This is a genomic window from Tropicibacter oceani, from assembly GCF_029958925.1.
Classification (GTDB): Bacteria; Pseudomonadota; Alphaproteobacteria; order Rhodobacterales; family Rhodobacteraceae; genus Pacificoceanicola; species Pacificoceanicola oceani.
In genome coordinates, this window is sequence record NZ_CP124616.1 from 1,742,380 (window position 1) to 1,765,007 (window position 22,628).

The window sequence follows — 22,628 nt, forward strand, 5'->3', positions numbered from 1 at the left end:
GCAGGGCGGGGTGAAAACCCCCGCCCTGCTTTCCGCTTTCGGAACGCGTGGCTGCCTGCCGCGCAGATCCTGTTGCTGCTCATCGAGGAGAGACCCGATGCTGCGCCATTTCTTGGCTGTTCTCACTTGTGTCCTGCTGTCCGCGCCCGCCCTTTCGGTGGCGCAGGAGGCAGAGACCCCCGCAATCGACCGCTCTGCCACCGGCGGGGCGCAAACGCTCGAAGATATCCTGCGCCGCCAGCAGGGGCTGCCGGTCGACGACAGCTTCCGCTCGGACGCCATCGGCGGCGAGGCGATCACCGCGCCGGGGCTTGGCCCGCTGGGCGGCGCCTCGGACCCTGAACTGTGGCGCGCGCTGCGCTACAACAAGGCCGACGTGCGCGTCAGCACCAACAACGAGGTCGGCAAGGTGCTGGTCCAGGATGGCGGCATGCGCTGGTACGAATTCCGCCAGGGCCCGCTGGCCACCTATGGCGGTTACCTGCTGCTGGGCACCATCGCGGCGCTGGTGCTGTTCTACCTGCTGCGCGGCAAGATCCGGCTGGACGAACCGATGACCGGCCGCACGGTCACGCGCTTTGCCTTTTTCGAACGGTTCTCGCACTGGCTTTTGGCCGGGTCTTTCATCCTGCTGGGGTTGACCGGGCTTCTGACGCTCTTCGGGCGCATGTTCATTGCGCCCTACCTGGGCAAGGAATTCAACGCCACGCTGCTGACCGCCTCCAAGCTGATCCACAACAATGTCGCCTGGGGCTTCATGCTGGCGCTGGTTCTGGTCTTCGTGATGTGGGTCTGGCACAACATTCCCGACAAGACCGACATCAAATGGTTCGCCCAGGCGGGCGGCATCATCGGCAAGAACCACCCCCCCGCCAAGAAGTTCAACGGCGGTCAAAAGATCATCTTCTGGTCGGTCGTGTTGCTGGGGGCCTCGCTTTCCGTGTCCGGCCTGTCGCTGCTGTTCCCGTTCGAACTGCCGCTGTTTGCCAAGACCTTTGCCATCCTGAACGACATCGGCGTTCCGGGCTGGGTCGACATGGCGCCGCTGCCCACCGCCCTTGCCCCGCAAGAGGAAATGCAGCTGGCGCAGCTGTGGCACGCCATCGTGGCCTTTGTGATGATGGCGATCATCCTGGCGCATATCTACATCGGCTCGGTCGGGATGGAGGGCGCCTATGACGCCATGGGCTCGGGCGAGGTCGACGAGGCCTGGGCGCATCAGCACCATTCGCTGTGGCTGGACGAGGTCAAGGCCCGCGAGGGCAAGGCCCCGGAATCGGCCACCCCGGCGGAATAGACCATGCGGCGGGGCCTGTTTCTTGCCCTTGCCCTGACCTGCGCCGAGGCGGTTTCGGCGCAGGACTTCACCACGCTCAAGGGCCACGGCGGGCCGGTCATGGCGATCGACGTCACACCCGAAGGCCAGGTGGTGACGGCCAGTTTCGACAATTCGGTGGGGCTGTGGACGCAGCGCGATCCGCAATGGCTCGAAGGGCACGAGGCGGCGGTGACGGTCGTGCTGGCGCTGCCGGACGGGCGCATTGCCTCGGGCAGCGATGATTTCACGGTGCGGCTGTGGGACAATGTTCAAAGCCGGGTGCTGGGCCAGCACCAGGGCAAGGTCACGGCGCTGGCGCGCTGGGGCGACTGGCTGGCCTCGGGCAGCTGGGATGGCTCGGTCCGGCTCTGGCCGCTGCAGGCAGGGACCCCGCGCGATCTGCCGTTCCCCGGCGGCGGCGTGAACGATCTGACTTTTGGTCCGGACGGCGCGCTTTACGTGGCCACCATGACCGGCGATCTGCTGCGCTACGATCCACAGGGCGGCGCGCCCCTGACCATGGTCCGCCACGGCTTTGGCATCAACGAACTGGCCATGGGCGACGGCTGGATCGCCTATGGCGCGGTCGATGGCGGCACCCGGGTGGTCGATGCGGCCACCGGCGAAGCGCTGCGCGACTTCACCCTCGATCGCCGCCCCATCCTGGCCATGGACCACCACCCGCAGGCCGGGCTTCTGGCGGTCGGGGACGGGCAGGGCTACATCATGATGATCGACACCCGCGCCTGGAAGATCACCCGCGATTTCCGCGCCGCGCGGCAGGGGCCGGTCTGGGCGCTGGCCTTCTCGCCGGCGGGCGATGTGATCCACGCCGGAGGCATCGACGATATCGGCTATTCCTGGCCCGTGGCGCTGCTGGACGATTTCGACCCGGCCATGGGCCAGCCCCGCAGCTTTCTGCGCGCCGCCGAGGGCATGAGCAACGGCGAACGCCAGTTCATGCGCAAATGCTCGATCTGCCACGCGCTCGAGCCGGGCCCATCGCGCAAGGCCGGGCCCACCCTGCACGGCATCTTTGGCAGGGACGCCGGCAGCCTGCCGGAGTACACCTATTCCGAAACCCTGACGACGATGCGCATACGGTGGTCAGAACAGACCATCGACGCCCTGTTCGATCAGGGCCCCGATCACTACATTCCCGGATCCAAAATGCCGATGCAGGTGATTTCGGGAGCCGAGGACCGCGCCGACCTGATCGCCTTTCTCAAGGCTGCAACCCAATAGCGCCGCCCGTCGCGGCCGAACACCAAGGAGAAACATGGATGAAAGCGATGTTCGCAGGCTTCGCCGCCATGGCGGTAATCGGCATCGGAGCCTATTTCGCGCTTCAGGAAATTGGTTTTTCCGCCGCCGAGCGCAACTCGGGCGCGGCTGTGCGCCTGAACTGAGCGCCAACGGGGGCGCTGCCCCCGCCGCCCCTGGCGGCTCCCCCGGGATATTTGAAGCAAATGGAAACAGCCCGTCGGGGCAGGGCCGCGGCCGATTTGGGCCCTTTCGGTTTCCAATTGCCAAAAATATCCCCGCCGGAGGCATCCTGCGCCTGATCCTCACGCGGGGGTTGCCGGTTGTACGCGGCAGTGCGTCTAGGACGGGCCCGGGCGGCGAAAACGGATGTCAAAGCGCGCGCCTTGCTGGCTGGGCGCAAGGGCGATTTCGGCCCGGTGCGCCTGCAGCATGGCGCGCACGATGGCCAGCCCCATGCCCGTGCCGTTCTGATCGCGCCTGGTGGTGAAGAAGGGCTCGAAGATCCGGTCACGGTTGCCGGGTGAAATGCCGGGGCCATCGTCCTGTAGGGTTAGGATCAGGGCGTCGCCCTGATCGGCGACGGCCAGGTCCAGGCGCCGCGCGCCATGCGCCGCGGCATTGCCCGCCAGGTGCCCCAGGATCAGGCCAAGCCCCTCTGCCGAGATCGGCAGCGCGGTGTCGATGCTTGTCGCCTCGGGCGCCAGGATCAGGGCCGGGGCGTCGAGCGTTTCGATCGCCTGGCGCAGCGTGGTCCTGCCGATGTGGCGCGGCTCGCGGGCGCGGGCGATCTGGCGCAGCGCCTCCAGCTGGGTTTCGATCTGCCGGCCTGCGCCGCCGATCTGGGCAACCAGGGCGCGGTCTTCGCCGCTCAGGGCCTGTCCGTCCTCCAGCAGTTCCACCGCCGCGCGGATCGCCGCGACCGGTGTCTTGATTTCATGGGTGACGTGGTTGCTGTAGCTGCGCATGCTGGTTTCGCGGTCGCGCAGGGTCTGGGCCATCTCCATGACGCTTTGCGCCATGGCGTGCAGTTCCCTTGTGCCGAAGGTGGCCGGGGCGCGCGCCGCGTCCTGCGGGGCGCTTTGGACCTGCGCGGCATAGGCCTGCAAGGCCAGGATCGGGCGCAGCAGCAGCCGCCACAGCAGCCAGCCAAGCACCCCGGTCGCGGCGGCAATGCAGGCGCCCAGGGCCACGGCGGCCTGCTTGTAGCCGATGGCCGGGCCAAGGTAGCGGAACACCACAAGCCCGGCGAGCGAGATCACCAGCGTGCCCAGCAGGCCGCCGCCCAGGACAAACCCCAGCGAGGGCCGCCAGCGCCGCGTCATGCGCTGCCCATGCGCATGCCGACCCCGTGCACGGTGTCGATGGCGTCGGGGGCGCCTGCCTCGGCCAGTTTGCGGCGCAGGTTGCGCAGGTGGCTGTCCAGGGTGCGGTCCGACACGGCACTGGCCGCACCCCATTGCGCATCGACCATTTGCCGCCGGGTGCGGACCTGGCCGGGATGGGTGATCAGGTGATCGAGCAGCGCAAATTCGGTCGAGGTCAGCGCGACCTCGGTTTCGCCGACCCAGGCGCGATGTGCCGCGCGGTCAAGGCGCAGCGCGCCAAAGCTGGCTTCGTTGCGCTGCGCTGCGCCATGGGTGCGCTTGAGGATCGCGCGCACCCGCGCCACCAGTTCGCGCGGGCTGAAGGGTTTGGTGACATAGTCGTCGGCCCCCAGTTCCAGCCCCAGGATACGGTCGATTTCATCGTCGCGGGCGGTCAGGAACAGGATCGGCACGTCCGAGGTGGCACGGATGCGGCGGCAGACCTCGAAGCCGTCCATTTCCGGCAGGCCGATGTCCAGCACGATCAGGTCGGGGGCTTCGCGGCCGGCGTGGATCAGCGCGCTTTGGCCATCGGCGGCGGTGATCACCGCATGATCGGCCCGTTCCAGGGCAAGGCGCACCAGGTCGCGCAGGCGGGGGTCGTCGTCAACCAGCAGGATCTTCATCGGATTTTCCTCATTTCTCTGCTTATCGCCCAACCCGCGCCGCGCGCAAAGTCCAATCGCGCCAGTCCGATACACGCGGCGGCGCGATGCATTGGCTCAGGCTGGTGCCGCGCACCGCGCCATAGGCCATCGGCCCCAGGGCGCAGAGATAGGCGCGGTCCAGCTGGCTTGTCCTGGTCTCCTGGTCCAGTTGCTGGGCGGCGATGATCGCGGCAAAGTTGACAAAGCAGCAGGCGTAGAGCGTGGCCAACCCCAGCAGCGCCGCCCGCAGGGTTAACCATATGTTGGAATGCCCGCGCATAACCTGCCACAGGGTCAGGGCAAGGCTTGTCGCAACAAGGGCCATCCAGATCATCGCATGTATCCGCAGGTAGGTCAGTCCGAAGGCATCGACATAAAGGTCAAGCCGCAGGACCGATGACAGGCACAAAAGGACGTTCTGCCCCAGCCAGAGCAGCAGCAGGGGTTTGAGCAAACGGGATTCGCCCAGAAAGGGGCGGGCCGCCAGGGCGAAACCGCCAGCCAGCATGGCGGTGGCCAGCAGGGGATAGGCGCCGCGGTGGGCGTATTCGGCGTGGCTCATGCCTTGGGGCAGGGCCGCGCCGCCCAGAAAGATCGACAGGTCCATGACGGTCTGCACGCCCAGCAGCCCGTTAAAGACCCAAAGCCCGCGCAGCACGGACCCGGCGTTCAGGCCAAGGGTCCAACGCATTTGTGGCAGGCGGGGCAGTTGTGCGGGCTTGCTCTCGGCGCTCAGCAGGGCGGTGCACAGCAGTCCAAGGCCCAGCCAGAGCGCGGCGCGTGCAATGGCGTCAAGCAGGCTCAGGTCAAGCCGCAGAAGTTCGGACAGGGCGCGGGACAGCACCGGGTTGGCGCGGATCAGCAGCCCGCCCAGCACCAGCGCGCCGCCCAACGGAAAGGCCCAGTTGCGCGCCAGCGCCCGCAGCGCCGGGGCACGGTCGGGGCCTGCAAGCCCCGGCAGGGCGCGCAGGGCCTTGACCGGGCGAAACAGCCGGGCGGGGGCCTGCAGGACGGTACGGGCCAGGCCAAGCGCCGCGGCGGCGATGGCCGGGCTTTGGGCTCCGGGCGGCAGGCGCAGCCAGGCCAGCGACAAAAGCGTTCCGGCGATCAGGAAGGCAAGGGACAGGGCCTGCACGTGTTCGATGACAGGCAGGGCCGATGCGGCCAGCAAAAGCGCGGGGCCTTTGGGGCTGCGCCGTTCGGCGCCAAGGGCCAGGGCCGCGGCCAGGATCAGCCCGGAAAACAGCGCAAGCGACAGGCCGGGCGCGTGCTGCCAGAACAGCAGATCCCCGGCGGCGATCAGGGCGATCAGGATCAGCGGCAGGCGTTGCGGGGCGCGCAGGGTGCCGGGCCGGTTTGCCCCATCCCGGGGCGGGATCGGGGCATCGGGGGTCAGCCACCAGCCGTCCCTTGCCAAGGCGCGGGGCAGTCCGCGCATGATGAATTGTCCCTGCATTGGCCGATCTCCTTTTGACCCTTTTCCGGGGACAGGAATCGCAATCGGTTGGGCAGATTGGCCGCAAAAGCCGTGCAGATTTTGCGCAGGGAGTTTCGCGGCGAAACCTCGTTTATTAACAATGGGTTAATTTCCGATCGTCACGTTACGTCACGGCCGAGCGGACCTGATATTTCGGGGCGCGCCATGCCTGCGTGGTCATCACATCGGCGATGATGTCGGCGGCGGCCAGAATGTCGGCCTCATCCAGGTAAAGCGGCGTGAAGCCAAAGCGCATGATGTCGGGCGCACGGAAATCGCCGATCACGCCGCGGTCGATCAGGGCGCGCATCGCGGGATAGCCATGCTCGAAGGCAAAGGACACCTGAGAGCCGCGCAGATCGGGGTCGCGCGGCGAGGCAAGGCGCAGCATCGGGCAGCGGGCCTCGACCTGCTGGATGAACAGCTCGGACAGGGTCAGCGAGGCGGCGCGCAGATCGGCCATGTCGACGCCGTCCCATGCGTCCAGAGCGCTGTCGAGAATGGCGAATTGCACGATGGACGGCGTGCCGACGCGCAGCCGTTCGGTGGACATGGCGGGGCGATAGCCCGGCTCCATCGCGAAGGGGGCGGCGTGGCCAAGCCAGCCGGACAACACCGGATCGACGCTTTCGATCAGGTCGGGGCGGGCATAGATGAAGGCGGGCGCACCGGGGCCGCCATTGAGGTATTTATAGGTGCAGCCGACAGCGAATTCGGCGCCGCAGGCCGTCAGGTCAACCGGCACGGCCCCGGCGCTATGCGCCAGATCCCACAGCATGACCGCGCCCGCGTCATGGGCGCGCTTGGTGATCGCGGCCATGTCGTGCATCCGGCCGGTGCGGTAATCGACCTGCGTCAGCATCACCACGGCCACCTCGTCGGTGATGGCCTGCGCCGCGTCTTCGGGCGCGGGGGTGCGCAATTCATAGCCCTGACCCAAAAGGTCGATCAGCCCCTGCGCCATGTAGAGATCCGAGGGGAAATTGCCGCTGTCGGACAGGATCACGCGGCGCCCCGGGCGCATTTTCACCGCCGCGCCAAGCGCCTGATAGACCTTGATCGACAGGGTGTCGCCCATGGCCACCGACCCGGCAGGCGCGCCGATCAGCGGCGCGATGCGGTCGCCGATCTTTTGCGGCAGGGCCATCCACCCGGCATCGTTCCAGGCCTTGATCAGCAGATCGCCCCATTCATCCTGCAACACCTGCGCGGTGCGGGCCTGCGCGGCACGCGGCAATGCGCCCAGCGAATTGCCATCAAGATAGATGACGCCATCAGGCAGGTGAAACAGGTCTTTGCGGGGAAGGGGGATGCCCATGGGATACCTCGGGATGTTGGGGTGCCGGGGCTTTGTGGCACCGCGCGGGCGGCGCGTCAAAGGCTTAGCCCGGGGGCGGGGCGGTGCTGGCGCGGGGGATCAGCGAGACATCGACCAGATCGACCACGCCGCCAGCGGCGGGCGAGGCGCCGTCAAGCCGGTCGAGCAGCAGTTGCGACGACCGCAGACCCAACGCGCGGCGGTTCTGGCGGATCGTGGTCAGGGCCGGAATGTAGAATTGCGACATCTCGATATCGTCAAAGCCGATGACGGAAATGTCCTGCGGGACGCGAATGCCTGCCTCGGTCAACCCGGCGATCAGGCCAAAGGCGACCATGTCCGAGGCGCAGAACACCGCCGTGGGCCGGTGCTGCATGGCGATGATCTTTTGCGCGGCGTCATGGCCGGATTGCATGGAAAAATCGCCCCTTATGATCCATTCGGGGCGCGCGGGCAGGCCAAGGCGGTCGCGTTCGGCCAGCATGCCCTGACGGCGCGCGGTGGTCAGCACGTTGCCGCGCGGGCCGGTGACATGGGCGATGCGGCGATGGCCCAGTTCGTGCAGGTGGCCGATGGCAAGGCGCGCGCCCTTGATGTTGTCGCTGCGCACCGAAGGCAGCGGGCAATCCTGCACCCATTCGCAGGCAAAGACGATCTTGTCCGCGACGCCATTGGCCTGAAGGCTGTCGAGCTGATGTGCGGTCAACCCGCCATCGAGCGAGATCATGCCATCGACGCGGCTGTCGAGGAAATAGTTGGTCAACCCGGTGTCGGTGCCGGCCATCCCGGCGGTGTCCTTGATCAGGACGGAATAATCGCTGCTGGCAAAGCCTTCGGTGATGCCGGCAAGGATCTGCGAAAAGAACGGGTTGGACAGGTTCGGCACAAGGATCAGCACCGCCCCGGCGCGCTGTTTGCGCAGGTTGCGGGCGGCCTGATTGACGCGGTAGCCGGTCTGGCGAATCGCGTCCTGCACCAGTTTGCGGGTGGCTTCGGACAGGATGTCGGGATTGGACAGGGCGCGGCTGACGGTGGCGGTCGATACCCCCGCCGCCTGTGCAACATCCTGAATCCGAACCGGTTTCTGAACCATCTTGTGCCTGCCTTTTGCCCTGGTGCGTGGTTTGGTGGGAAAGCGAAGCCTTGACAAGAGGGGGCTTCCGGGTAGAGCATGCGTGTAATCGTTTACAGGGTCAGTTTGCCCGCTTATGTAAACGATTACAACGGCGGTTTTGGTCGGAGAATCAGAAGCGCTCTGGCGAACAGGGTCCGCAGGGAGGCGGGTCCAAGGGAGGATTAAAATGACGACATTGCGCACTGTTTTGGCAGCATCCACCGCGATTTGTGCGGGCGGGGCTGTGTTTGCGGCGGACCTTGAGGTCACGCATTGGTGGACATCGGGCGGCGAGGCCGCGGCGGTGGCTGAATTCGCCCGCGAATTCGAGGCCCAGACCGGCAACAAATGGGTCGACGGCGCCATCGCGGGGGGCGGCGGCACGGCGCGCCCGGTCATGGTCAGCCGGATCATCGGCGGCGATCCCATGGGCGCGTTCCAGTTCAACCATGGCCGTCAGGCCGAAGAGCTGATCGAGGCGGGGCTGCTGCGCGACATGACCGCCGTGGCCGAGGCCGAGGGCTGGAAGGATATCGTGAACCCGCCCAGCCTGCTGGATGCCTGCACGGTGGACGGCAAGATCTATTGCGCGCCGGTGAACATCCATTCGTGGCAGTGGCTGTGGCTGTCGAACAAGGTGTTCGAGGACGCGGGCCTTGCGGTTCCGACCAACTGGGATGAATTCGTCGCCGCCGGTCCCAAGCTGCGCGAGATGGGCATTCAGCCGATGGCTTTGGGCGGTCAGTCCTGGCAAAGCTCGGGCGCGTTCAACGTGCTGATGGCGACGCTGGCAGGCCCCGAGGTGCTGCAGAAGATTTACGGCGAGGGTGACGATGCGCTGGCGGCGGGCGAAGAGATGACCCGCGTGTTCAAGGCCGCGGCCGACATGCGCGAGATGGTGCAAGGGTCGAACGTGCAGGACTGGAACCAGGCGACCAACCTGGTGATCACCGACAAGGCCGGTGGCCAGATCATGGGGGACTGGGCGCAGGGCGAATTCGCCGTCGCCGGAGAGGTCGCGGGCCAGGATTACACCTGTCTGCCGGGGCTGGGCGTGCACGAGGTCATTTCGACCGGCGGCGATGCCTTCTATTTCCCGGTGAACGACGATCCGGAAATCTCGGCGGCGCAGGACGCGCTGGCCGCGACGCTGCTGAACCCCAAGACGCAGGTGGCCTTCAACCTGAAAAAGGGGTCCCTGCCGGTGCGGGCGGATGTCGATCTGGCGGCGGCCAACGACTGCATGAAAAAGGGTCTGGAGATCCTGCAGGCGGGCAACATCATGCCCGACGTCAACATGCTGAACACCGAGGACACGAACAACCAGTTGAACGACCTGTTCGTGCAGTTCTTCCAGGACACCTCGATTTCCGCCGAGGACGCGCAGAAGCGTTTCGTCGATATCGTGGCGTCCAAGGACTGACCTTGTGATCGTCTGAACAGGGCCGGACCGGTGCCAGAGATGGCCTGCGGTCCGGCCAGGCCTGTTCATCCATCCGCCCAACACCTTGAGAAGGGGGAGCGCCATGTCAGCGGCCCGCCCGGTCCGGTTATTCCGGAACATCTCGGCCAAGATCGCCGCCATCCCGATGATACTGACGGCGCTGGTCGTCTTTGTCGGGGGCACCGCCTGGACGGTGACCTATTCCTTTACCTCGTCGAAGCTGCTGCCCAAGGCCAAGTTCGTCGGGCTGGACCAGTACGAGCGTCTCTGGGGCACCAGCCGCTGGCTGGTCTCGATCGAGAACCTGTTGATCTATGGGGTCTGTTCCATGGTGCTGAGCCTGATCATCGGGTTCTTGCTGGCGGCGCTGCTGGATCAGAAGATCCGCTATGAAAACGCCTTTCGCACCATCCTGCTGTATCCCTTCGCGCTTAGCTTCATCGTGACGGGGCTGGTCTGGCAATGGCTGCTGAACCCCGATTTCGGGGTGCAGAACGTGGTGCGCGGGCTGGGCTGGGAAAGCTTTACCTTTGATCCGCTTTATAACTCGGACATCGTGATTTTCGGCGTGCTGATCGCGGGGCTGTGGCAGGGCACCGGGTTGATCATGTGCCTGATGCTGGCGGGGCTGCGCGGCATTGATCCCGACATCTGGAAGGCGTCGCGCGTCGACGGCATTCCGGCGTGGAAAACCTATATCTTCATCGTCATTCCGATGATGCGCCCGGTGTTCATCACCACGCTGGTGATCATCGCCAGCGGCATCGTCAAGCTGTACGACCTGATCGTCGCGCAGACTGGAGGCGGGCCGGGCATCGCGTCGGAAGTGCCGGCAAAATACGTCTATGACTACATGTTCCAGGGCCAGAACCTGGGCCAGGGCTTTGCCGCCTCGACCATGATGCTGCTGGCGGTTCTGGTTGTGGTGATCCCATGGGCCTATCTCGAATTCGGAGGCAAGAAACATGGCTGATCCTGCAAGCCTGTCCGCCACGGTTGCCGGGGCCGATGCTGTCGCACGCCAGCTGAGCGGCCCCAGGGGCCCGCGCCCGAAAAAGGCGCTGTCGGGGCGCAACATCATGATCTACGGCACGCTGGCGGTCGTCTCGGTCTATTACCTTTTGCCGCTGTACGTGATGATCGTCACATCGTTGAAGGGGATGCCGGAAATCCGGATGGGCAACATCTTTGCCCCGCCGGTCGAGATCACGTTCGAGCCATGGGTCAAGGCCTGGGCCGAGGCCTGCACGGGCCTGAACTGTGACGGGCTTTCGCGCGGTTTCTGGAATTCGGTGCAGATCACGGTGCCTTCGGTCATCGTGTCGATCGCGATAGCCTCGGTGAACGGCTATGCGCTGGCGAACTGGCGGTTCAAGGGCGCCGACATGTTCTTTACCATCCTGATCTTTGGCGCCTTCATCCCCTATCAGGTGATGCTGTACCCCATCGTGATCCTGCTGCGCGAAATGGGGCTGTACGGGTCGCTGTCGGGGCTGGTCATGGTGCATTCGATATTCGGCATGCCGATCCTGACGCTGCTGTTCCGCAACTATTTTTCGTCCCTGCCCGAAGAGTTGTTCAAGGCGGCGCGCGTCGACGGGGCCGGGTTCTGGCAGATCTATTTCCAGATCATGCTGCCCATGTCGCTGCCGATCTTCGTGGTGGCGATGATCCTGCAAGTCACCGGGATCTGGAACGATTTCCTGTTTGGCGTGGTCTATACCAAGCCCGATCTTTATCCGATGACGGTGCAGTTGAATAACATCGTCAACTCGGTCCAGGGGGTCAAGGAATACAACGTCAACATGGCGGCAACCCTGCTGACCGGGCTGGTACCGCTGGTCATCTACTTTGTCTCGGGCAAGCTATTCGTGCGCGGCATCGCTGCGGGGGCGGTCAAAGGATGAGACAGGCCGCACCCGATACCTTTGGCGGGGGCTTTGCCCCGCGGGAATGGGGCTCTGCCCCGTGGCGCCCTCGATCTGTCCGCGGGACAGATCGCCGCTGCGCGGACCGGGCGCCACCCCCCGGAGTATTTTTGCCAAGAAGAAACACGGACATGTGGAGGGGGCAGGCATGAGCGCCACAGAACCCAGTATTTCGATCAGGAACCTGAAGCTGAGCTTTGGCGCGGTGGAAGTTCTGAAGGATCTCAATATCGACGTGGGGCAGGGCGAGTTTGTCGTTTTGCTTGGCTCGTCCGGGTGCGGCAAGTCGACCTTGCTGAACTGTATCGCGGGGCTGTTGGATGTGACTGACGGGCAGATCCATATCGGCGGGCGCAATGTGACCTGGGAAGAACCCAGCAAGCGCGGAATCGGCATGGTGTTCCAGAGCTATGCGCTGTACCCGCAGATGACGGTCGAGGGGAACCTGGCCTTTGGGTTGAAGAACGCCAAGGTGCCCAAGGCCGAAATCAAGGAAAAGATCGCGCGGGCGGCCAAGGTGTTGCAGATCGAGCCGCTGTTGAAGCGCAAGCCCGGGGCGCTGTCGGGCGGGCAGCGGCAGCGCGTGGCGATTGGCCGGGCGCTGGTGCGCGATGTCGATGTTTTCCTGTTCGACGAACCGCTGTCGAACCTGGACGCCAAGCTGCGCGCCGATCTGCGGGTCGAGATCAAGCAGCTGCACGCGACGCTGGGCAATACGATGATCTACGTGACCCACGATCAGGTCGAGGCGATGACGCTGGCCGACCGGATTGCGATCATGAAGGGCGGGCATGTGCTGCAGTTCGCCTCGCCTCACGAGATTTATAACCATCCGTCGTGCCTGTATGTGGCGCAGTTCATTGGCTCGCCTTCGATGAATTTCATCGACGGGGTGGTCAGCGGCGGGACGTTCGGCAGCGATATCGGGGCGTTGTCGCTGGAGGGGTATGGTTTTGCCGGGGTGGCGGGGCAAGCGCCCGCGCTGCTGGGCATCCGGCCGGAGCATATCGCGTCGGGCGCGGAGGCGGCGGGCATGCCGATCCGGCTGGACAGCGTGGTGGAGCTGGTCGAGCCCTTGGGCTCGGACACTTTGGTGCGGGTGCGGGTTGGCGATGTGCCGATGTGGGTGCGTCTGGACGGGCAGGCCGATGTGCGCCCGAAGCAGGCGCTGCAAATCGGGTTCAGCGCCGAGCGTGCCCATCTTTTCGACAAAACTAGCGAAGCGCGTCTGTGACGACGCAAGAGGACCAATGACATGAACGTTTCATTCCAACTGTATTCGGCGCGTGATGCGGGCCCCTGGGCGGAGACGCTGACGATGCTTTCGGGGCTGGGGTATACCCAGGTCGAGGGGTTTGGCGGGGTCTATGATGACCCGGCGGCGTTCCGCGCGCTGCTGGATGCCAATGGGCTGACCATGCCGTCGGGGCATTTCTTTCCGGTGGGCAATTTCGAAGGCGGCTTGGACAAGACCCTGACCACGGCCAAGGCGCTGGGGATGAACCGCGTATTCTGCCCCGCCCCCGAGGACGATCTGCGCGGCGACACGCCCGATCTGGCGGCGTGGAAGGCGCTGGCGCATCGGCTTGAGGAAGCGGCGAAAAAGGTGCGCGATGCAGGCCTGGCCTTTGGCTGGCACAACCACCACTGGGAGTTCATGGGCAACAGCCCGGCGATGGAGGTGATCTTGCAAGAGGCGCCCAGCATCGACTGGGAAATGGACGTGGCCTGGGTGGTGCGTGGCGGCGGCAATCCCTTGGACTGGATCGAAAAGTACAAGGACCGGATCACCACAGCCCATGTCAAGGATATCGCGCCTGCCGGGGATTGCGCGGACGAAGACGGCTGGGCCGACGTGGGGCAGGGCACCATGGACTGGGCCGGGATCATGTCGGCGCTGCGCGGCGCGGGCGTCGACCTGTTCGTGATGGAACATGACAAACCGTCGGATGCCACGCGTTTCGCGCGCCGGTCCATCGACGCCTTTCGGGGGTACTGAGCCATGAAAACTTTGGGAGTAGGCGTGATCGGCTGCGGCAATATCTCGGCCGCTTACATGAAACTGGCGCCTTTGTTCAAAGGCATCGAAATGCGGGCCTGCGCCGATATCAGCGAGGCGGCGGCCAGGGCGCGGGCCGAGGAATTCGGGTTGCGCGCCGAAACGGTCGAGGGGCTTTTGGCCTCGGACGACATCGACATCATCGTCAACCTGACGGTGCCCGCCGCGCATTTCGAGGTGTCTAAACGCATCCTTGAGGCGGGCAAGCATTCCTATTCGGAAAAGCCTTTTGTTCTGTCGCTGGAAGAGGGCGAGGCGCTGCGCAAGCTGGCGGCGGAAAAGGGCCTGCGCGTGGGGTCTGCCCCCGACACCTATCTGGGCGGGGCGCACCAACTGGCGCGTGCGGCTTTGGACGAGGGCAAGGTCGGCCGCGTCATCGGCGGCACATGCCATGTCATGTCCTTCGGGATGGAGCATTGGCACCCAAACCCGGACTTCTTCTTTCAGCCCGGCGGCGGGCCGATCCTTGATCTTGGGCCTTACTACATCACCAACCTTGTGCAGTTGATCGGACCGGTACGGGCCGTGGCAGCGATGACAGGCAAAGGGTCGGAACGGCGCACCATTTCCAACGGGCCGCGCAATGGCGAGACGATCCCGGTGGACACGCCGACCAGTATCCATGCCCTGCTGGAGTTCGAGAACGGCGCCATCGTCAGCTTTGGCGCCAGCTGGGACGTCAAGGCGCACCGCCATGAAAACATGGAGCTTTACGGGTTGGACGCCTCGCTTTACGTGCCTGACCCGAACTTCTTCGGCGGCGAAGTCAAGGTGGCAACCCCCGAAGGCGCCACGGCGCTTGAAGAGCGCGGCCATCCTTTTGGCGTGCCCAACATCGAGGACGGACGCGGCACGCCGCGCGCCAACTATCGCTGTGCGGGGCTGGCGGATATGGCGCAGGCCATCCTTGCGGATCGTCCGCATCGCTGCTCGCAAGAGTTGGCGACCCATGTGGTCGAGGTCATGACGGCGATCCTGAAGGCGGGCGAAGACCGTGCCTGGGTCACGATGACCACCACCTGCGACCGGCCTCAGGCGCTAAGCCCGAAGGACGCTCAGGCCCTGCTGGCATAAGGAGAAAGACAGATGGTCTGGCAAGCATCGGACACCCGATACGACACCATGCAATACCGCCGCTGCGGGCGGTCGGGCCTGAAACTGCCGGCCATCTCGTTGGGCCTGTGGCACAACTTTGGCGACGACACCCCGCATCAATTGAAGCGCGACATTTGCCGCACGGCCTTTGATGCGGGGATCACCCATTTCGATCTGGCCAACAACTATGGCCCGAAACCGGGCGCGGCGGAACTGGCCTTCGGGGAAATCCTGCGCACCGATTTTGCGCCTTACCGGGACGAGCTGATCATTTCGTCCAAGGCAGGCTATGGCATGTGGCCGGGGCCTTATGGCGAATGGGGATCGCGCAAATACCTGATCGCGTCGTGTGACCAGTCGCTCAAACGCATGGGGCTGGACTACGTCGACATCTTCTATTCGCACCGCTTCGATCCCGACACGCCGCTGGAAGAAACCATGATGGCGCTGGATCATATCGTGCGCTCGGGGCGCGCGCTCTATGTCGGAATTTCCTCCTACAACGCGGCCAGAACCCGCGAGGCGGCTGCGATTTTGAAGGATTTGGGCACGCCCTGCCTGATCCACCAGCCGTCCTATTCGATGATCAACCGCTGGGTCGAAGAAGACGGGCTGCTGGATGCGCTGGACGATCTGGGCATCGGGTCGATCGCCTTTACGCCGCTGGCGCAGGGGATGCTGACCAAGAAATACCTTGGCGGCGTGCCCGAAGGCAGCCGCGCGACGCAGGGCAAATCGCTGCTCGACGGCTTCCTGAACGAGGACGTTCTGGCGCGTATCCACGCGCTGAACGCCATTGCCGAACGGCGCGGTCAGACGCTGGCGCAGATGGCGCTGGCCTGGGTGCTGCGCGGGGAACGGGTGACGACGGCGCTGATCGGCGCATCGAAACCTTCTCAGATCACCGATTGCGTCGGCGCAGTGCAGAACCTTGAATTCACACAGGCCGAACTGGACGAGATCGACCAATATGCGGTGGATGCCAACGTAAACCTCTGGGCGGCCTCCTCGGAACGCGAAGGTCCCAGCCGATGAAGACCTGCCACGCTGCTTCTTCTTGGCAAAAATACTCCCGCCGGAGGCTCCCTTGGGCAGCACCGGGCACAGTCCTGGAGGGTCAGGAGGAACGATGATCCGCAACCCGATCCTACCGGGGTTCAACCCCGATCCTTCGATCTGCCGGGCGGGCGATGAGTATTTCATCGCGACCTCGACCTTTGAATGGTATCCCGGCGTGCAGATCCACCGCTCCCGCGATCTGGCGGACTGGACGCTGGCCTGCCGGCCGCTGACGCGCGCCAGTCAGCTGGATATGCGCGGAAATCCCGACAGTTGCGGGATCTGGGCGCCTTGTCTGTCCCATGCGGACGGGCGGTTCTGGTTGGTCTACACGGACGTCAAACGCTATGACGGCAACTTCAAGGACGCGCACAACTACATCGTCTGGGCCGATGCGATCGAAGGGCCGTGGAGCGATCCGGTCTATGTCAATTCCAGCGGCTTTGACCCGTCGCTGTTTCACGATGACGACGGGCGCAAGTATTTCATCAACATGCAGTGGAACCACCGGTCGCAGTCGATTGGGGGCAGTCCCAAGACCCCGGCTTTTGACGGTATCCTGTGTCAGGAATGGGACCCGCAGCAGGGTTTGATTGGCCCGGTGCGCAACATCTTTCCGGGCACCGCGCTGGGGCTGGTCGAGGCGCCGCATTTGTACAAGCGCAATGGCTGGTATTACCTGACCACCGCCGAGGGCGGGACAAGCTATGATCACGCGGTCACCATGGCGCGGTCGCGCGACGTCTGGGGGCCCTACGCGCTGCACCCCGACACCCATCTGATGACTGCCAAGGATGCCCCGGACAGCGCCCTGCAACGGGTCGGGCATGGTCAGATCGTCGAGACACCGGAGGGCGAGACCTATCACACTTTCCTGTGTTCGCGCCCGATTGACGAGATGGGCGCGCGGGTGGGGCGGGGCTATTCGCCGCTGGGCCGCGAGACGGGGATCGAGCGTTGTGTCTGGCGCGACGACTGGCTGTATCTTGAGGCCGGCGGGCAGGTGCCGCGTGTGGAGGTGCCTTGCGCGGGGGAAACGCTGCCCGCGCCGGGGGTTTCCAGAGTTTTCACGGACGCTTCCTTGCCGCCCGAATTCCAGTGGCTGCGCACGCCGGAACCGGATCGGATTTTCCAGCTGACCGGCAGCGCCCTGCGCCTGTTTGGCCGCGAAAGCATCGGGTCCTGGTTCGAGCAGGCGCTTGTCGCGCGGCGGCAGGAACATCTGGCCTATCGCGCCGAGACGACGCTGGCCGAGTTTTCCCCCACGACCTATCAGCAGAATGCGGGCCTTGTGACCTATTACAACCGCTTCAAGTTCCACTTTCTGACCGTCACGCGGGAACCGGGGCTGGGGCGTGCCCTGTCGATCCTGTCCTGTCCCGGCGATTTCCCGGACGGGCGCCTGCAATTCCCCGCCCAGCCCATCGCCATCGGGGATGGCCCGATTGATCTGGCGGTGCAGACCGACCACGCGCGCCAGCAGTTTTACTGGCGGCAGGGCGGTGATTGGCAGGCCTTTGGGCCGGAACTGAACGCCGCCGTTCTGTCGGACGAAGGCGGGCGCGGGGCGCATGGATCGTTCACCGGGAATTTCGTCGGCATGGCGGGTTTTGATCTGACCGGGCAGGGGCGCGCGGCGGATTTCACGCGGTTCGATTACCAGCCGGGGGCGCTTTGAATGTTCGCTTTGGTTGAAATCTTTGATCTGGACAGCGGGCAGGCCCAGGTGGTTCTGGACACCGATTGGCATGTCGAGGCGCCGAACTGGACGCGCGATGGCGCGGCCTTGATCGTCAATGCGAAGGGGCGGCTGTACCGGCTGCCGCTGGACGCGCCGGGCCTGATCCCGATCGAGACCGGCTTTGACCAGCTTAACAACGATCACGGGATTTCGCCCGATGGCCTGACATTGGCGATCAGTGACAAGACCGAGACCGGGAAATCCTGCATCTACACGGTGCAGGGCGGCGTGCCGACGCGGGTGACGGACAAGGTGCCCAGTTGGTGGCACGGCTGGTCGCCGGATGGGCAGCGCCACACTTATACCTGCGTGCGGAACGGCGATTTCGGCATTGCAACCTGCGCGCTGGACGGCAGCGATGAACGCCTGCTGATCACCAGCGCGCACCACTATGACGGGCCGGATTACAGCCCTGATGGGGAATGGATCTGGTTCAACTCGGATCGCGGCGGCGACATGGCGCTGTGGCGGATGCGCAGCGATGGCAGCGACGTCCAGCAGATGACCCACGGCGACAGCGTCGACTGGTTCCCGCATCCATCCCCCGATGGCCAGAACGTGCTTTACCTGGCCTATCCGCCGGGCACCGAGGGCCACCCCTTTGGCCGCGACGTGGAGTTGCGCCTGATGCCCGCGGCGGGCGGGCCGCCGCAGACCCTGACCCATCTTTTCGGCGGGCAAGGCACGCTGAACGTGCCCTGCTGGGCGCCAGACAGCCGCCGCTTTGCCTATGTCCGCTATCACCAGACCACCTGAGAACAGGAGACCCACATGCCCGGAATGATCAAAGGACCTGCGCTTTTCCTTGCCCAGTTCGCGGGCGACGACGCGCCCTTCAATTCGTTGGAAAACATCACGAAATGGGCGGCGGGCCTGGGCTATAAGGGCGTGCAGATCCCCAGCTTTGACGCGCGCCTGTTCGATCTGGACAAGGCCGCCGACAGCCAGACCTATTGCGACGAGGTCAAGGGCATTTGCGCCGATGCGGGCGTGCAGATCACCGAGCTTTCGACGCACCTTCAAGGCCAGCTGGTCGCGGTGAACCCGGCCTATGACGCGGCCTTTGACGCCTTTGCCCCGGCATCGGTGCATGGCAACCCCAAGGCGCGGCAGGCCTGGGCGGTGGATCAGGTCAAGAAGGCGGCGGTTGCCTCGCGCAGGCTGGGGCTGGACACCACGGTCAGTTTCACTGGATCGCTTGCCTTTCCGTTCCTTTACCCCTGGCCGCAGCGCCCCGAGGGGCTGATCGACGAGGCCTTTGCCGAACTGGCGCGGCGCTGGGTGCCGATCTTTGACCATTACGAGGAAAACGGCGTCGACATCGGGTTTGAAATCCACCCCGGAGAAGACGTATTCGACGGCGCGAGTTGGGAGATGTTCCTGGACGCCTGCAAGGGGCACAATCGCTGCCGCATCAACTATGATCCGAGCCATTTCCTGCTGCAATGCATGGACTACCTGCAATTCATCGACATCTATCACGAACGGATCTGCGCCTTTCACGTCAAGGATGCCGAGTTCAACCCCGATGGCCGTCAGGGGGTTTATTCCGGCTATCAGCCGTGGCTGGGGCGCGCCGGGCGGTTCCGCAGCCTTGGCGATGGGCAGGTGGATTTCGGCGGCATATTCTCGCGCCTCGCGACGCATGGCTATGACAGCTGGGCGGTGCTGGAGTGGGAATGCTGCCTGAAATCGCCGCAGCAAGGGGCGGCCGAGGGCGCGCCGTTCATCGAGCAGCATATCATCGAGGTGACGGACAAGGCCTTTGACGATTTCGCCGGGGGGCAGACGGATATGGATGCCATCCGCAAGATGCTGGGGACCGCGTGATGAGACGGTTGCGGCTGGGCATGGTCGGCGGCGGGCAGGGCGCATTCATTGGCGGGGTGCACCGGATCGCCGCGCGGATCGACGGGCAGTGGGATCTGGTGGCTGGGGCGCTGTCGTCGGATGCAGACCGGGCGCGCGCCTCGGCCGCTGATCTGGGGATCGCGGAGGACCGGGCCTATACCGATTTCGCGGAGATGGCGCAGGCCGAGGCCGCGCGCGCCGATGGCATCGACGCGGTGGCGATTGTCACGCCGAACCATATGCACGCGGGGCCTGCGGTGGCCTTTCTGAAGGCCGGTATCCACGTAATCTGCGACAAGCCGCTGGCAGCGACGCCAGAGCAGGCCGACCAGATTGCGCAGGCGCAAAAGGACAGCGGCAAGCAGTTCATCCTGACGCATAACTACACCGGCTATCCGCTGATCCGCCAAGCGCGCGAGATGGTCGCGCGCGGTGATCTGGGGGAAATCCGCGTGGTGCAGGTGGAATATGCGCAGGACTGGCTGGCCGAGGAAACCAGCGGCAAGCAGGCCGATTGGCGGGTCGATCCGGCGCGATCCGGCGCGGGGGGCTGTGTGGGCGACATTGGCACCCATGCCTTTAACCTTGCGTCGTTTGTGACGGGGTTGCGGGCCCAGCAGCTGGCGGCGGATTTGCAGGCTTTTGTGCCGGGGCGGCAGGTGGATGACAACGTGCATGTCATGCTGCGCTTTGCGGGCGGGGCGCGCGGGATGCTTTGGGCGTCACAGGTGGCGGTTGGCAATGAAAACGCGCTGCGGCTGCGGGTGCATGGCACCAAGGGCGGCATCGACTGGGCGCAGGAAAACCCCAACGTGATGACGTTTACGCGGTTCGGCGAGCCCAAGCAGATTTTGACGCGCGGCGGGGCCGGATCGAGCGCGGCGGGCACCCGCGTGACGCGCATTCCGCCGGGCCATCCCGAGGGCTATCTTGAGGGGTTCGCGACGCTTTACAGCGAGGCGGCGGCGCTGATCCGTCATGTGGACCAGGGCCAGGCGCTGCCCGAGGGCCATCACGTGCTGGGGATCGAGGACGGGTTGCAGGGGATGCGGTTCATCGCGGCCTGCATCGCCTCGTCGCGCGGCGATGGGGTCTGGACACCGCTGGGCTGAGGGAAACCCTGCGCGGGAACCTTTTGCGTTGCCAAGGGTTGTTTCGGTATGACCCGACCAAGGGGAACCAACCGAAAGGACAAGACAATGCTGTATTGGGCTGTAATCTTTTTCGTCGTCGCCATCATCGCCGGTATCTTTGGCTTTGGCGGCATCGCTTCGGCTTCGGCGGGGGTGGCGCAGGTGCTTTTCTTCCTGTTCCTGATCCTTTTCGTGGTGGCCATGGTGGCGCGCGCGCTGCGCGGCCGGACGCCCTGACAGGGGCGGCACTGATCGCAAATGACGAAAGGACGGGGCCCGCGCGGCCCCGTTTCTTTTTGCCGCAAACGGGAACGCAGCGGCGTTTTGTGCGTTGATTTCCCAAGACAAACCCAAGCCACAGGAGGCACCAATGAAAGATGCAACAACCGTCGTTCCGAGCGAAGCCGAGCTGTCCACCGGGGTGCGTGACACCCAGGGCATTGCCGCTGGGCTGGCGGACATTCTGGCCGACACCTACCGGCTGACCTTCAAGACGCATGCCTATCACTGGAACGTCGAAGGCCCGCTGTTCTATTCGCTGCACAAGCTGACCGAGGCGCAATACGAAAACATGTTCGCCGCCGCCGACCAGCTGGCCGAACGGATCCGCGCGCTGGGCCATCTGGCGCCGCTGAGCATGGCCGACATCGTCGCGCGGTCGCAGATTTCCGACCTGCCGGGGGTTCCCAGCGCCGGCGAGATGATCGCCGATCTGGTGAGCGACCACGAACGCGTGGCGCACCGACTGCATGCGCTGGTGCAACTGGTCGAAGGGCGCCGCGATCCGGTGACCGAGGACCTCGCGACCGAGCGCAGCGCCTTTCACGAGCAGGCGGCCTGGATGCTGCGGGCGATGGCCAAGTCGTAAGGCAAAAAGGCCCCCGGCACGGTGCCGGGGGCCTGTCGTGATTGGTAGGGGGGGGCGATCAGGCCTTGAGCGTCTCGGTCGAGGAGAAGAACATCGCCTGGCTGATCGCCGAGCGGACCTGGTCCTCGGTATAGGGTTTCGAGATCAGGAAGGCCGGTTCCGGCCCTTCGCCCGTCAGCAGACGTTCGGGGAAGGCGGTGATGAAGATCACTGGAATGTCCGGATGCGCGGCAAGGATCTTGTTGACCGCGTCGATGCCGCTGGAATTGTCGGCCAGCTGGATGTCCGACAGGATCAGGTCGGGCGTTTCGCGCTGGGCCAGGTCAAGCGCGGCGCTTTCGGTGCGCGCGACGCCGGTGACCTTGTGGCCCATCTCGGCTGTGATCGCTTCGAGATCGACGGCGATGATCGCCTCGTCCTCGATGATCATGACGCGGCCGGACAAGGACTGCGCCATTTCGGAATAGGCGATGTTGACCAGTTCCTGCGCATCCGCGGCGGTGGTGTCCATCACGGCGGCGACCTCGTCAAAGGTCAGCTCTTCGATGGTGTGCAGCAGCAATGCCTCGCGGGTGCCCGAGGTCAGCCGCGCCAGATGCGCCTGCGCCTTGCCGGCCAGCCCGGTTTCGTCGTCGCCAAGCGGCGCGCCGGTGGTGATCCAGATCGAATGGAACACCCGGAACAGCGCGCATTTGGACGAAAGCGCGCTGTCATAGCTGGACGGATCGCTCAGGATCGCCTCGAGCGTGGCCATGGCGTATTGATCCCCGCGGTCTTGCGATCCGGTCAAGGCGCGGGCGTAGCGCCGCAGATAGGGAAGATTGTTGCCCACCCTGGACGCGAGATCCCCACGAATACCCTCTGTCATTCTTTCGTCCTTTTTTTTCGATTTTTCTGGGAACCAAACGCAGGGCGGCGGGTTAGGTTCCCGAGACGTGCAAAAAAA

Annotated in this window: 22 protein-coding genes; 16 read left to right on the forward strand and 6 right to left on the reverse strand. The window is 64.9% G+C overall.

What is annotated here, in order from left to right:
• Positions 1-97: 97 nt before the first annotated feature.
• Genes QF118_RS08420 through QF118_RS08430 form a run of 3 tightly spaced genes read left to right on the forward strand, consistent with a single transcriptional unit; the run spans position 98 to position 2,727 of the window.
• Positions 98-1,297, forward strand: a complete 1,200-nt coding sequence (locus tag QF118_RS08420) for a formate dehydrogenase subunit gamma (protein WP_282302180.1) — start codon at positions 98-100, stop codon at positions 1,295-1,297.
• 3 nt (positions 1,298-1,300) lie between these two features.
• Positions 1,301-2,563: a c-type cytochrome gene (locus QF118_RS08425; RefSeq protein WP_282302181.1), complete on the forward strand. Its 1,263-nt coding sequence runs from the start codon at positions 1,301-1,303 to the stop codon at positions 2,561-2,563.
• Between the two features lie 38 nt (positions 2,564-2,601).
• Entirely contained in the window at positions 2,602-2,727 is a 126-nt protein-coding gene (locus QF118_RS08430) for a hypothetical protein (RefSeq protein ID WP_282302182.1), read from the forward strand.
• A gap of 195 nt (positions 2,728-2,922) precedes the next feature.
• On the opposite strand, the gene QF118_RS08435 is transcribed toward QF118_RS08430, so the two are convergent.
• The 5 genes from QF118_RS08435 to QF118_RS08455 all read right to left on the reverse strand — a co-directional run bounded on the left by QF118_RS08435 (position 2,923) and on the right by QF118_RS08455 (position 8,483).
• Positions 2,923-3,906: a sensor histidine kinase gene (locus QF118_RS08435; protein WP_282302183.1), complete on the reverse strand. Its 984-nt coding sequence runs from the start codon at positions 3,904-3,906 to the stop codon at positions 2,923-2,925.
• A complete protein-coding gene (locus tag QF118_RS08440; protein WP_282302184.1) occupies positions 3,903-4,574 on the reverse strand; it encodes a response regulator transcription factor in 672 nt (223 codons plus the stop codon). The genes QF118_RS08435 and QF118_RS08440 overlap by 4 nt, the downstream gene beginning before the upstream one ends.
• A 22-nt stretch (positions 4,575-4,596) precedes the next feature.
• Complete coding sequence (locus tag QF118_RS08445) at positions 4,597-6,051, reverse strand: DUF4153 domain-containing protein (protein ID WP_282302185.1); 1,455 nt, start codon at positions 6,049-6,051, stop codon at positions 4,597-4,599.
• A 145-nt stretch (positions 6,052-6,196) separates the two neighbouring features.
• Positions 6,197-7,390 (reverse strand): kynureninase, encoded by a 1,194-nt coding sequence (gene kynU, locus QF118_RS08450; RefSeq protein WP_282302186.1) that lies wholly within the window; start codon positions 7,388-7,390, stop codon positions 6,197-6,199.
• Between the two features lie 64 nt (positions 7,391-7,454).
• Positions 7,455-8,483: a LacI family DNA-binding transcriptional regulator gene (locus QF118_RS08455; RefSeq protein WP_282302187.1), complete on the reverse strand. Its 1,029-nt coding sequence runs from the start codon at positions 8,481-8,483 to the stop codon at positions 7,455-7,457.
• Between the two features lie 208 nt (positions 8,484-8,691).
• Here QF118_RS08455 and QF118_RS08460 point away from each other — a divergent pair, with 208 nt between their 5' ends.
• The 13 genes from QF118_RS08460 to QF118_RS08520 all read left to right on the forward strand — a co-directional run bounded on the left by QF118_RS08460 (position 8,692) and on the right by QF118_RS08520 (position 21,682).
• A complete protein-coding gene (locus QF118_RS08460) occupies positions 8,692-9,927 on the forward strand; it encodes an ABC transporter substrate-binding protein (RefSeq protein ID WP_282302188.1) in 1,236 nt (411 codons plus the stop codon).
• 103 nt (positions 9,928-10,030) lie between these two features.
• Positions 10,031-10,921 carry a carbohydrate ABC transporter permease gene (locus QF118_RS08465; protein ID WP_282302189.1) on the forward strand — a complete coding sequence of 297 codons (891 nt, stop codon included), beginning with the start codon at positions 10,031-10,033 and terminating at the stop codon, positions 10,919-10,921.
• Complete coding sequence (locus QF118_RS08470) at positions 10,914-11,855, forward strand: carbohydrate ABC transporter permease (protein WP_282302190.1); 942 nt, start codon at positions 10,914-10,916, stop codon at positions 11,853-11,855. The genes QF118_RS08465 and QF118_RS08470 overlap by 8 nt, the downstream gene beginning before the upstream one ends.
• 169 nt (positions 11,856-12,024) lie before the next feature.
• On the forward strand, positions 12,025-13,110 hold the full coding sequence (locus QF118_RS08475; RefSeq protein ID WP_282302191.1) for an ABC transporter ATP-binding protein: 1,086 nt from the start codon (positions 12,025-12,027) through the stop codon (positions 13,108-13,110).
• A gap of 21 nt (positions 13,111-13,131) precedes the next feature.
• Positions 13,132-13,875 (forward strand): sugar phosphate isomerase/epimerase family protein, encoded by a 744-nt coding sequence (locus QF118_RS08480; RefSeq protein WP_282302192.1) that lies wholly within the window; start codon positions 13,132-13,134, stop codon positions 13,873-13,875.
• A 3-nt stretch (positions 13,876-13,878) separates the two neighbouring features.
• Positions 13,879-15,009: a Gfo/Idh/MocA family protein gene (locus tag QF118_RS08485; protein WP_282302193.1), complete on the forward strand. Its 1,131-nt coding sequence runs from the start codon at positions 13,879-13,881 to the stop codon at positions 15,007-15,009.
• A gap of 12 nt (positions 15,010-15,021) precedes the next feature.
• Positions 15,022-16,065: an L-glyceraldehyde 3-phosphate reductase gene (gene mgrA / locus QF118_RS08490; RefSeq protein ID WP_282302194.1), complete on the forward strand. Its 1,044-nt coding sequence runs from the start codon at positions 15,022-15,024 to the stop codon at positions 16,063-16,065.
• Positions 16,066-16,159: 94 nt separating this feature from the next.
• Positions 16,160-17,767 (forward strand): glycoside hydrolase family 43 protein, encoded by a 1,608-nt coding sequence (locus QF118_RS08495; RefSeq protein WP_282302195.1) that lies wholly within the window; start codon positions 16,160-16,162, stop codon positions 17,765-17,767.
• Complete coding sequence (locus QF118_RS08500) at positions 17,768-18,586, forward strand: TolB family protein (protein WP_282302196.1); 819 nt, start codon at positions 17,768-17,770, stop codon at positions 18,584-18,586.
• Positions 18,587-18,601: 15 nt separating this feature from the next.
• Positions 18,602-19,660: a sugar phosphate isomerase/epimerase family protein gene (locus QF118_RS08505; RefSeq protein ID WP_282302197.1), complete on the forward strand. Its 1,059-nt coding sequence runs from the start codon at positions 18,602-18,604 to the stop codon at positions 19,658-19,660.
• Positions 19,660-20,793: a Gfo/Idh/MocA family protein gene (locus QF118_RS08510; protein WP_282302198.1), complete on the forward strand. Its 1,134-nt coding sequence runs from the start codon at positions 19,660-19,662 to the stop codon at positions 20,791-20,793. Before QF118_RS08505 ends, QF118_RS08510 begins: the two co-directional genes overlap by 1 nt.
• An 87-nt stretch (positions 20,794-20,880) precedes the next feature.
• Positions 20,881-21,051 (forward strand): DUF1328 domain-containing protein, encoded by a 171-nt coding sequence (locus QF118_RS08515; RefSeq protein ID WP_282302199.1) that lies wholly within the window; start codon positions 20,881-20,883, stop codon positions 21,049-21,051.
• A 133-nt stretch (positions 21,052-21,184) separates the two neighbouring features.
• Entirely contained in the window at positions 21,185-21,682 is a 498-nt protein-coding gene (locus tag QF118_RS08520; protein ID WP_282302200.1) for a Dps family protein, read from the forward strand.
• 58 nt (positions 21,683-21,740) lie between these two features.
• On the opposite strand, the gene QF118_RS08525 is transcribed toward QF118_RS08520, so the two are convergent.
• Positions 21,741-22,550, reverse strand: a complete 810-nt coding sequence (locus QF118_RS08525) for a response regulator (RefSeq protein ID WP_282302201.1) — start codon at positions 22,548-22,550, stop codon at positions 21,741-21,743.
• Between the last annotated feature and the right edge of the window lie 78 nt (positions 22,551-22,628).

Excerpts from the sequence above, each read along its gene's own strand:
- QF118_RS08420 (WP_282302180.1), top strand. The coding sequence starts at position 98 with ATGCTGCGCCATTTCTTGGCTGTTCTCACTTGTGTCCTGCTGTCCGCG.
- QF118_RS08425 (WP_282302181.1), top strand. The coding sequence starts at position 1,301 with ATGCGGCGGGGCCTGTTTCTTGCCCTTGCCCTGACCTGCGCCGAGGCG.
- QF118_RS08430 (WP_282302182.1), top strand. The coding sequence starts at position 2,602 with ATGAAAGCGATGTTCGCAGGCTTCGCCGCCATGGCGGTAATCGGCATC.
- QF118_RS08435 (WP_282302183.1), bottom strand. The coding sequence starts at position 3,906 with ATGACGCGGCGCTGGCGGCCCTCGCTGGGGTTTGTCCTGGGCGGCGGC.
- QF118_RS08440 (WP_282302184.1), bottom strand. The coding sequence starts at position 4,574 with ATGAAGATCCTGCTGGTTGACGACGACCCCCGCCTGCGCGACCTGGTG.
- QF118_RS08445 (WP_282302185.1), bottom strand. The coding sequence starts at position 6,051 with ATGCAGGGACAATTCATCATGCGCGGACTGCCCCGCGCCTTGGCAAGG.
- kynU (WP_282302186.1), bottom strand. The coding sequence starts at position 7,390 with ATGGGCATCCCCCTTCCCCGCAAAGACCTGTTTCACCTGCCTGATGGC.
- QF118_RS08455 (WP_282302187.1), bottom strand. The coding sequence starts at position 8,483 with ATGGTTCAGAAACCGGTTCGGATTCAGGATGTTGCACAGGCGGCGGGG.
- QF118_RS08460 (WP_282302188.1), top strand. The coding sequence starts at position 8,692 with ATGACGACATTGCGCACTGTTTTGGCAGCATCCACCGCGATTTGTGCG.
- QF118_RS08465 (WP_282302189.1), top strand. The coding sequence starts at position 10,031 with ATGTCAGCGGCCCGCCCGGTCCGGTTATTCCGGAACATCTCGGCCAAG.
- QF118_RS08470 (WP_282302190.1), top strand. The coding sequence starts at position 10,914 with ATGGCTGATCCTGCAAGCCTGTCCGCCACGGTTGCCGGGGCCGATGCT.
- QF118_RS08475 (WP_282302191.1), top strand. The coding sequence starts at position 12,025 with ATGAGCGCCACAGAACCCAGTATTTCGATCAGGAACCTGAAGCTGAGC.
- QF118_RS08480 (WP_282302192.1), top strand. The coding sequence starts at position 13,132 with ATGAACGTTTCATTCCAACTGTATTCGGCGCGTGATGCGGGCCCCTGG.
- QF118_RS08485 (WP_282302193.1), top strand. The coding sequence starts at position 13,879 with ATGAAAACTTTGGGAGTAGGCGTGATCGGCTGCGGCAATATCTCGGCC.
- mgrA (WP_282302194.1), top strand. The coding sequence starts at position 15,022 with ATGGTCTGGCAAGCATCGGACACCCGATACGACACCATGCAATACCGC.
- QF118_RS08495 (WP_282302195.1), top strand. The coding sequence starts at position 16,160 with ATGATCCGCAACCCGATCCTACCGGGGTTCAACCCCGATCCTTCGATC.
- QF118_RS08500 (WP_282302196.1), top strand. The coding sequence starts at position 17,768 with ATGTTCGCTTTGGTTGAAATCTTTGATCTGGACAGCGGGCAGGCCCAG.
- QF118_RS08505 (WP_282302197.1), top strand. The coding sequence starts at position 18,602 with ATGCCCGGAATGATCAAAGGACCTGCGCTTTTCCTTGCCCAGTTCGCG.
- QF118_RS08510 (WP_282302198.1), top strand. The coding sequence starts at position 19,660 with ATGAGACGGTTGCGGCTGGGCATGGTCGGCGGCGGGCAGGGCGCATTC.
- QF118_RS08515 (WP_282302199.1), top strand. The coding sequence starts at position 20,881 with ATGCTGTATTGGGCTGTAATCTTTTTCGTCGTCGCCATCATCGCCGGT.
- QF118_RS08520 (WP_282302200.1), top strand. The coding sequence starts at position 21,185 with ATGAAAGATGCAACAACCGTCGTTCCGAGCGAAGCCGAGCTGTCCACC.
- QF118_RS08525 (WP_282302201.1), bottom strand. The coding sequence starts at position 22,550 with ATGACAGAGGGTATTCGTGGGGATCTCGCGTCCAGGGTGGGCAACAAT.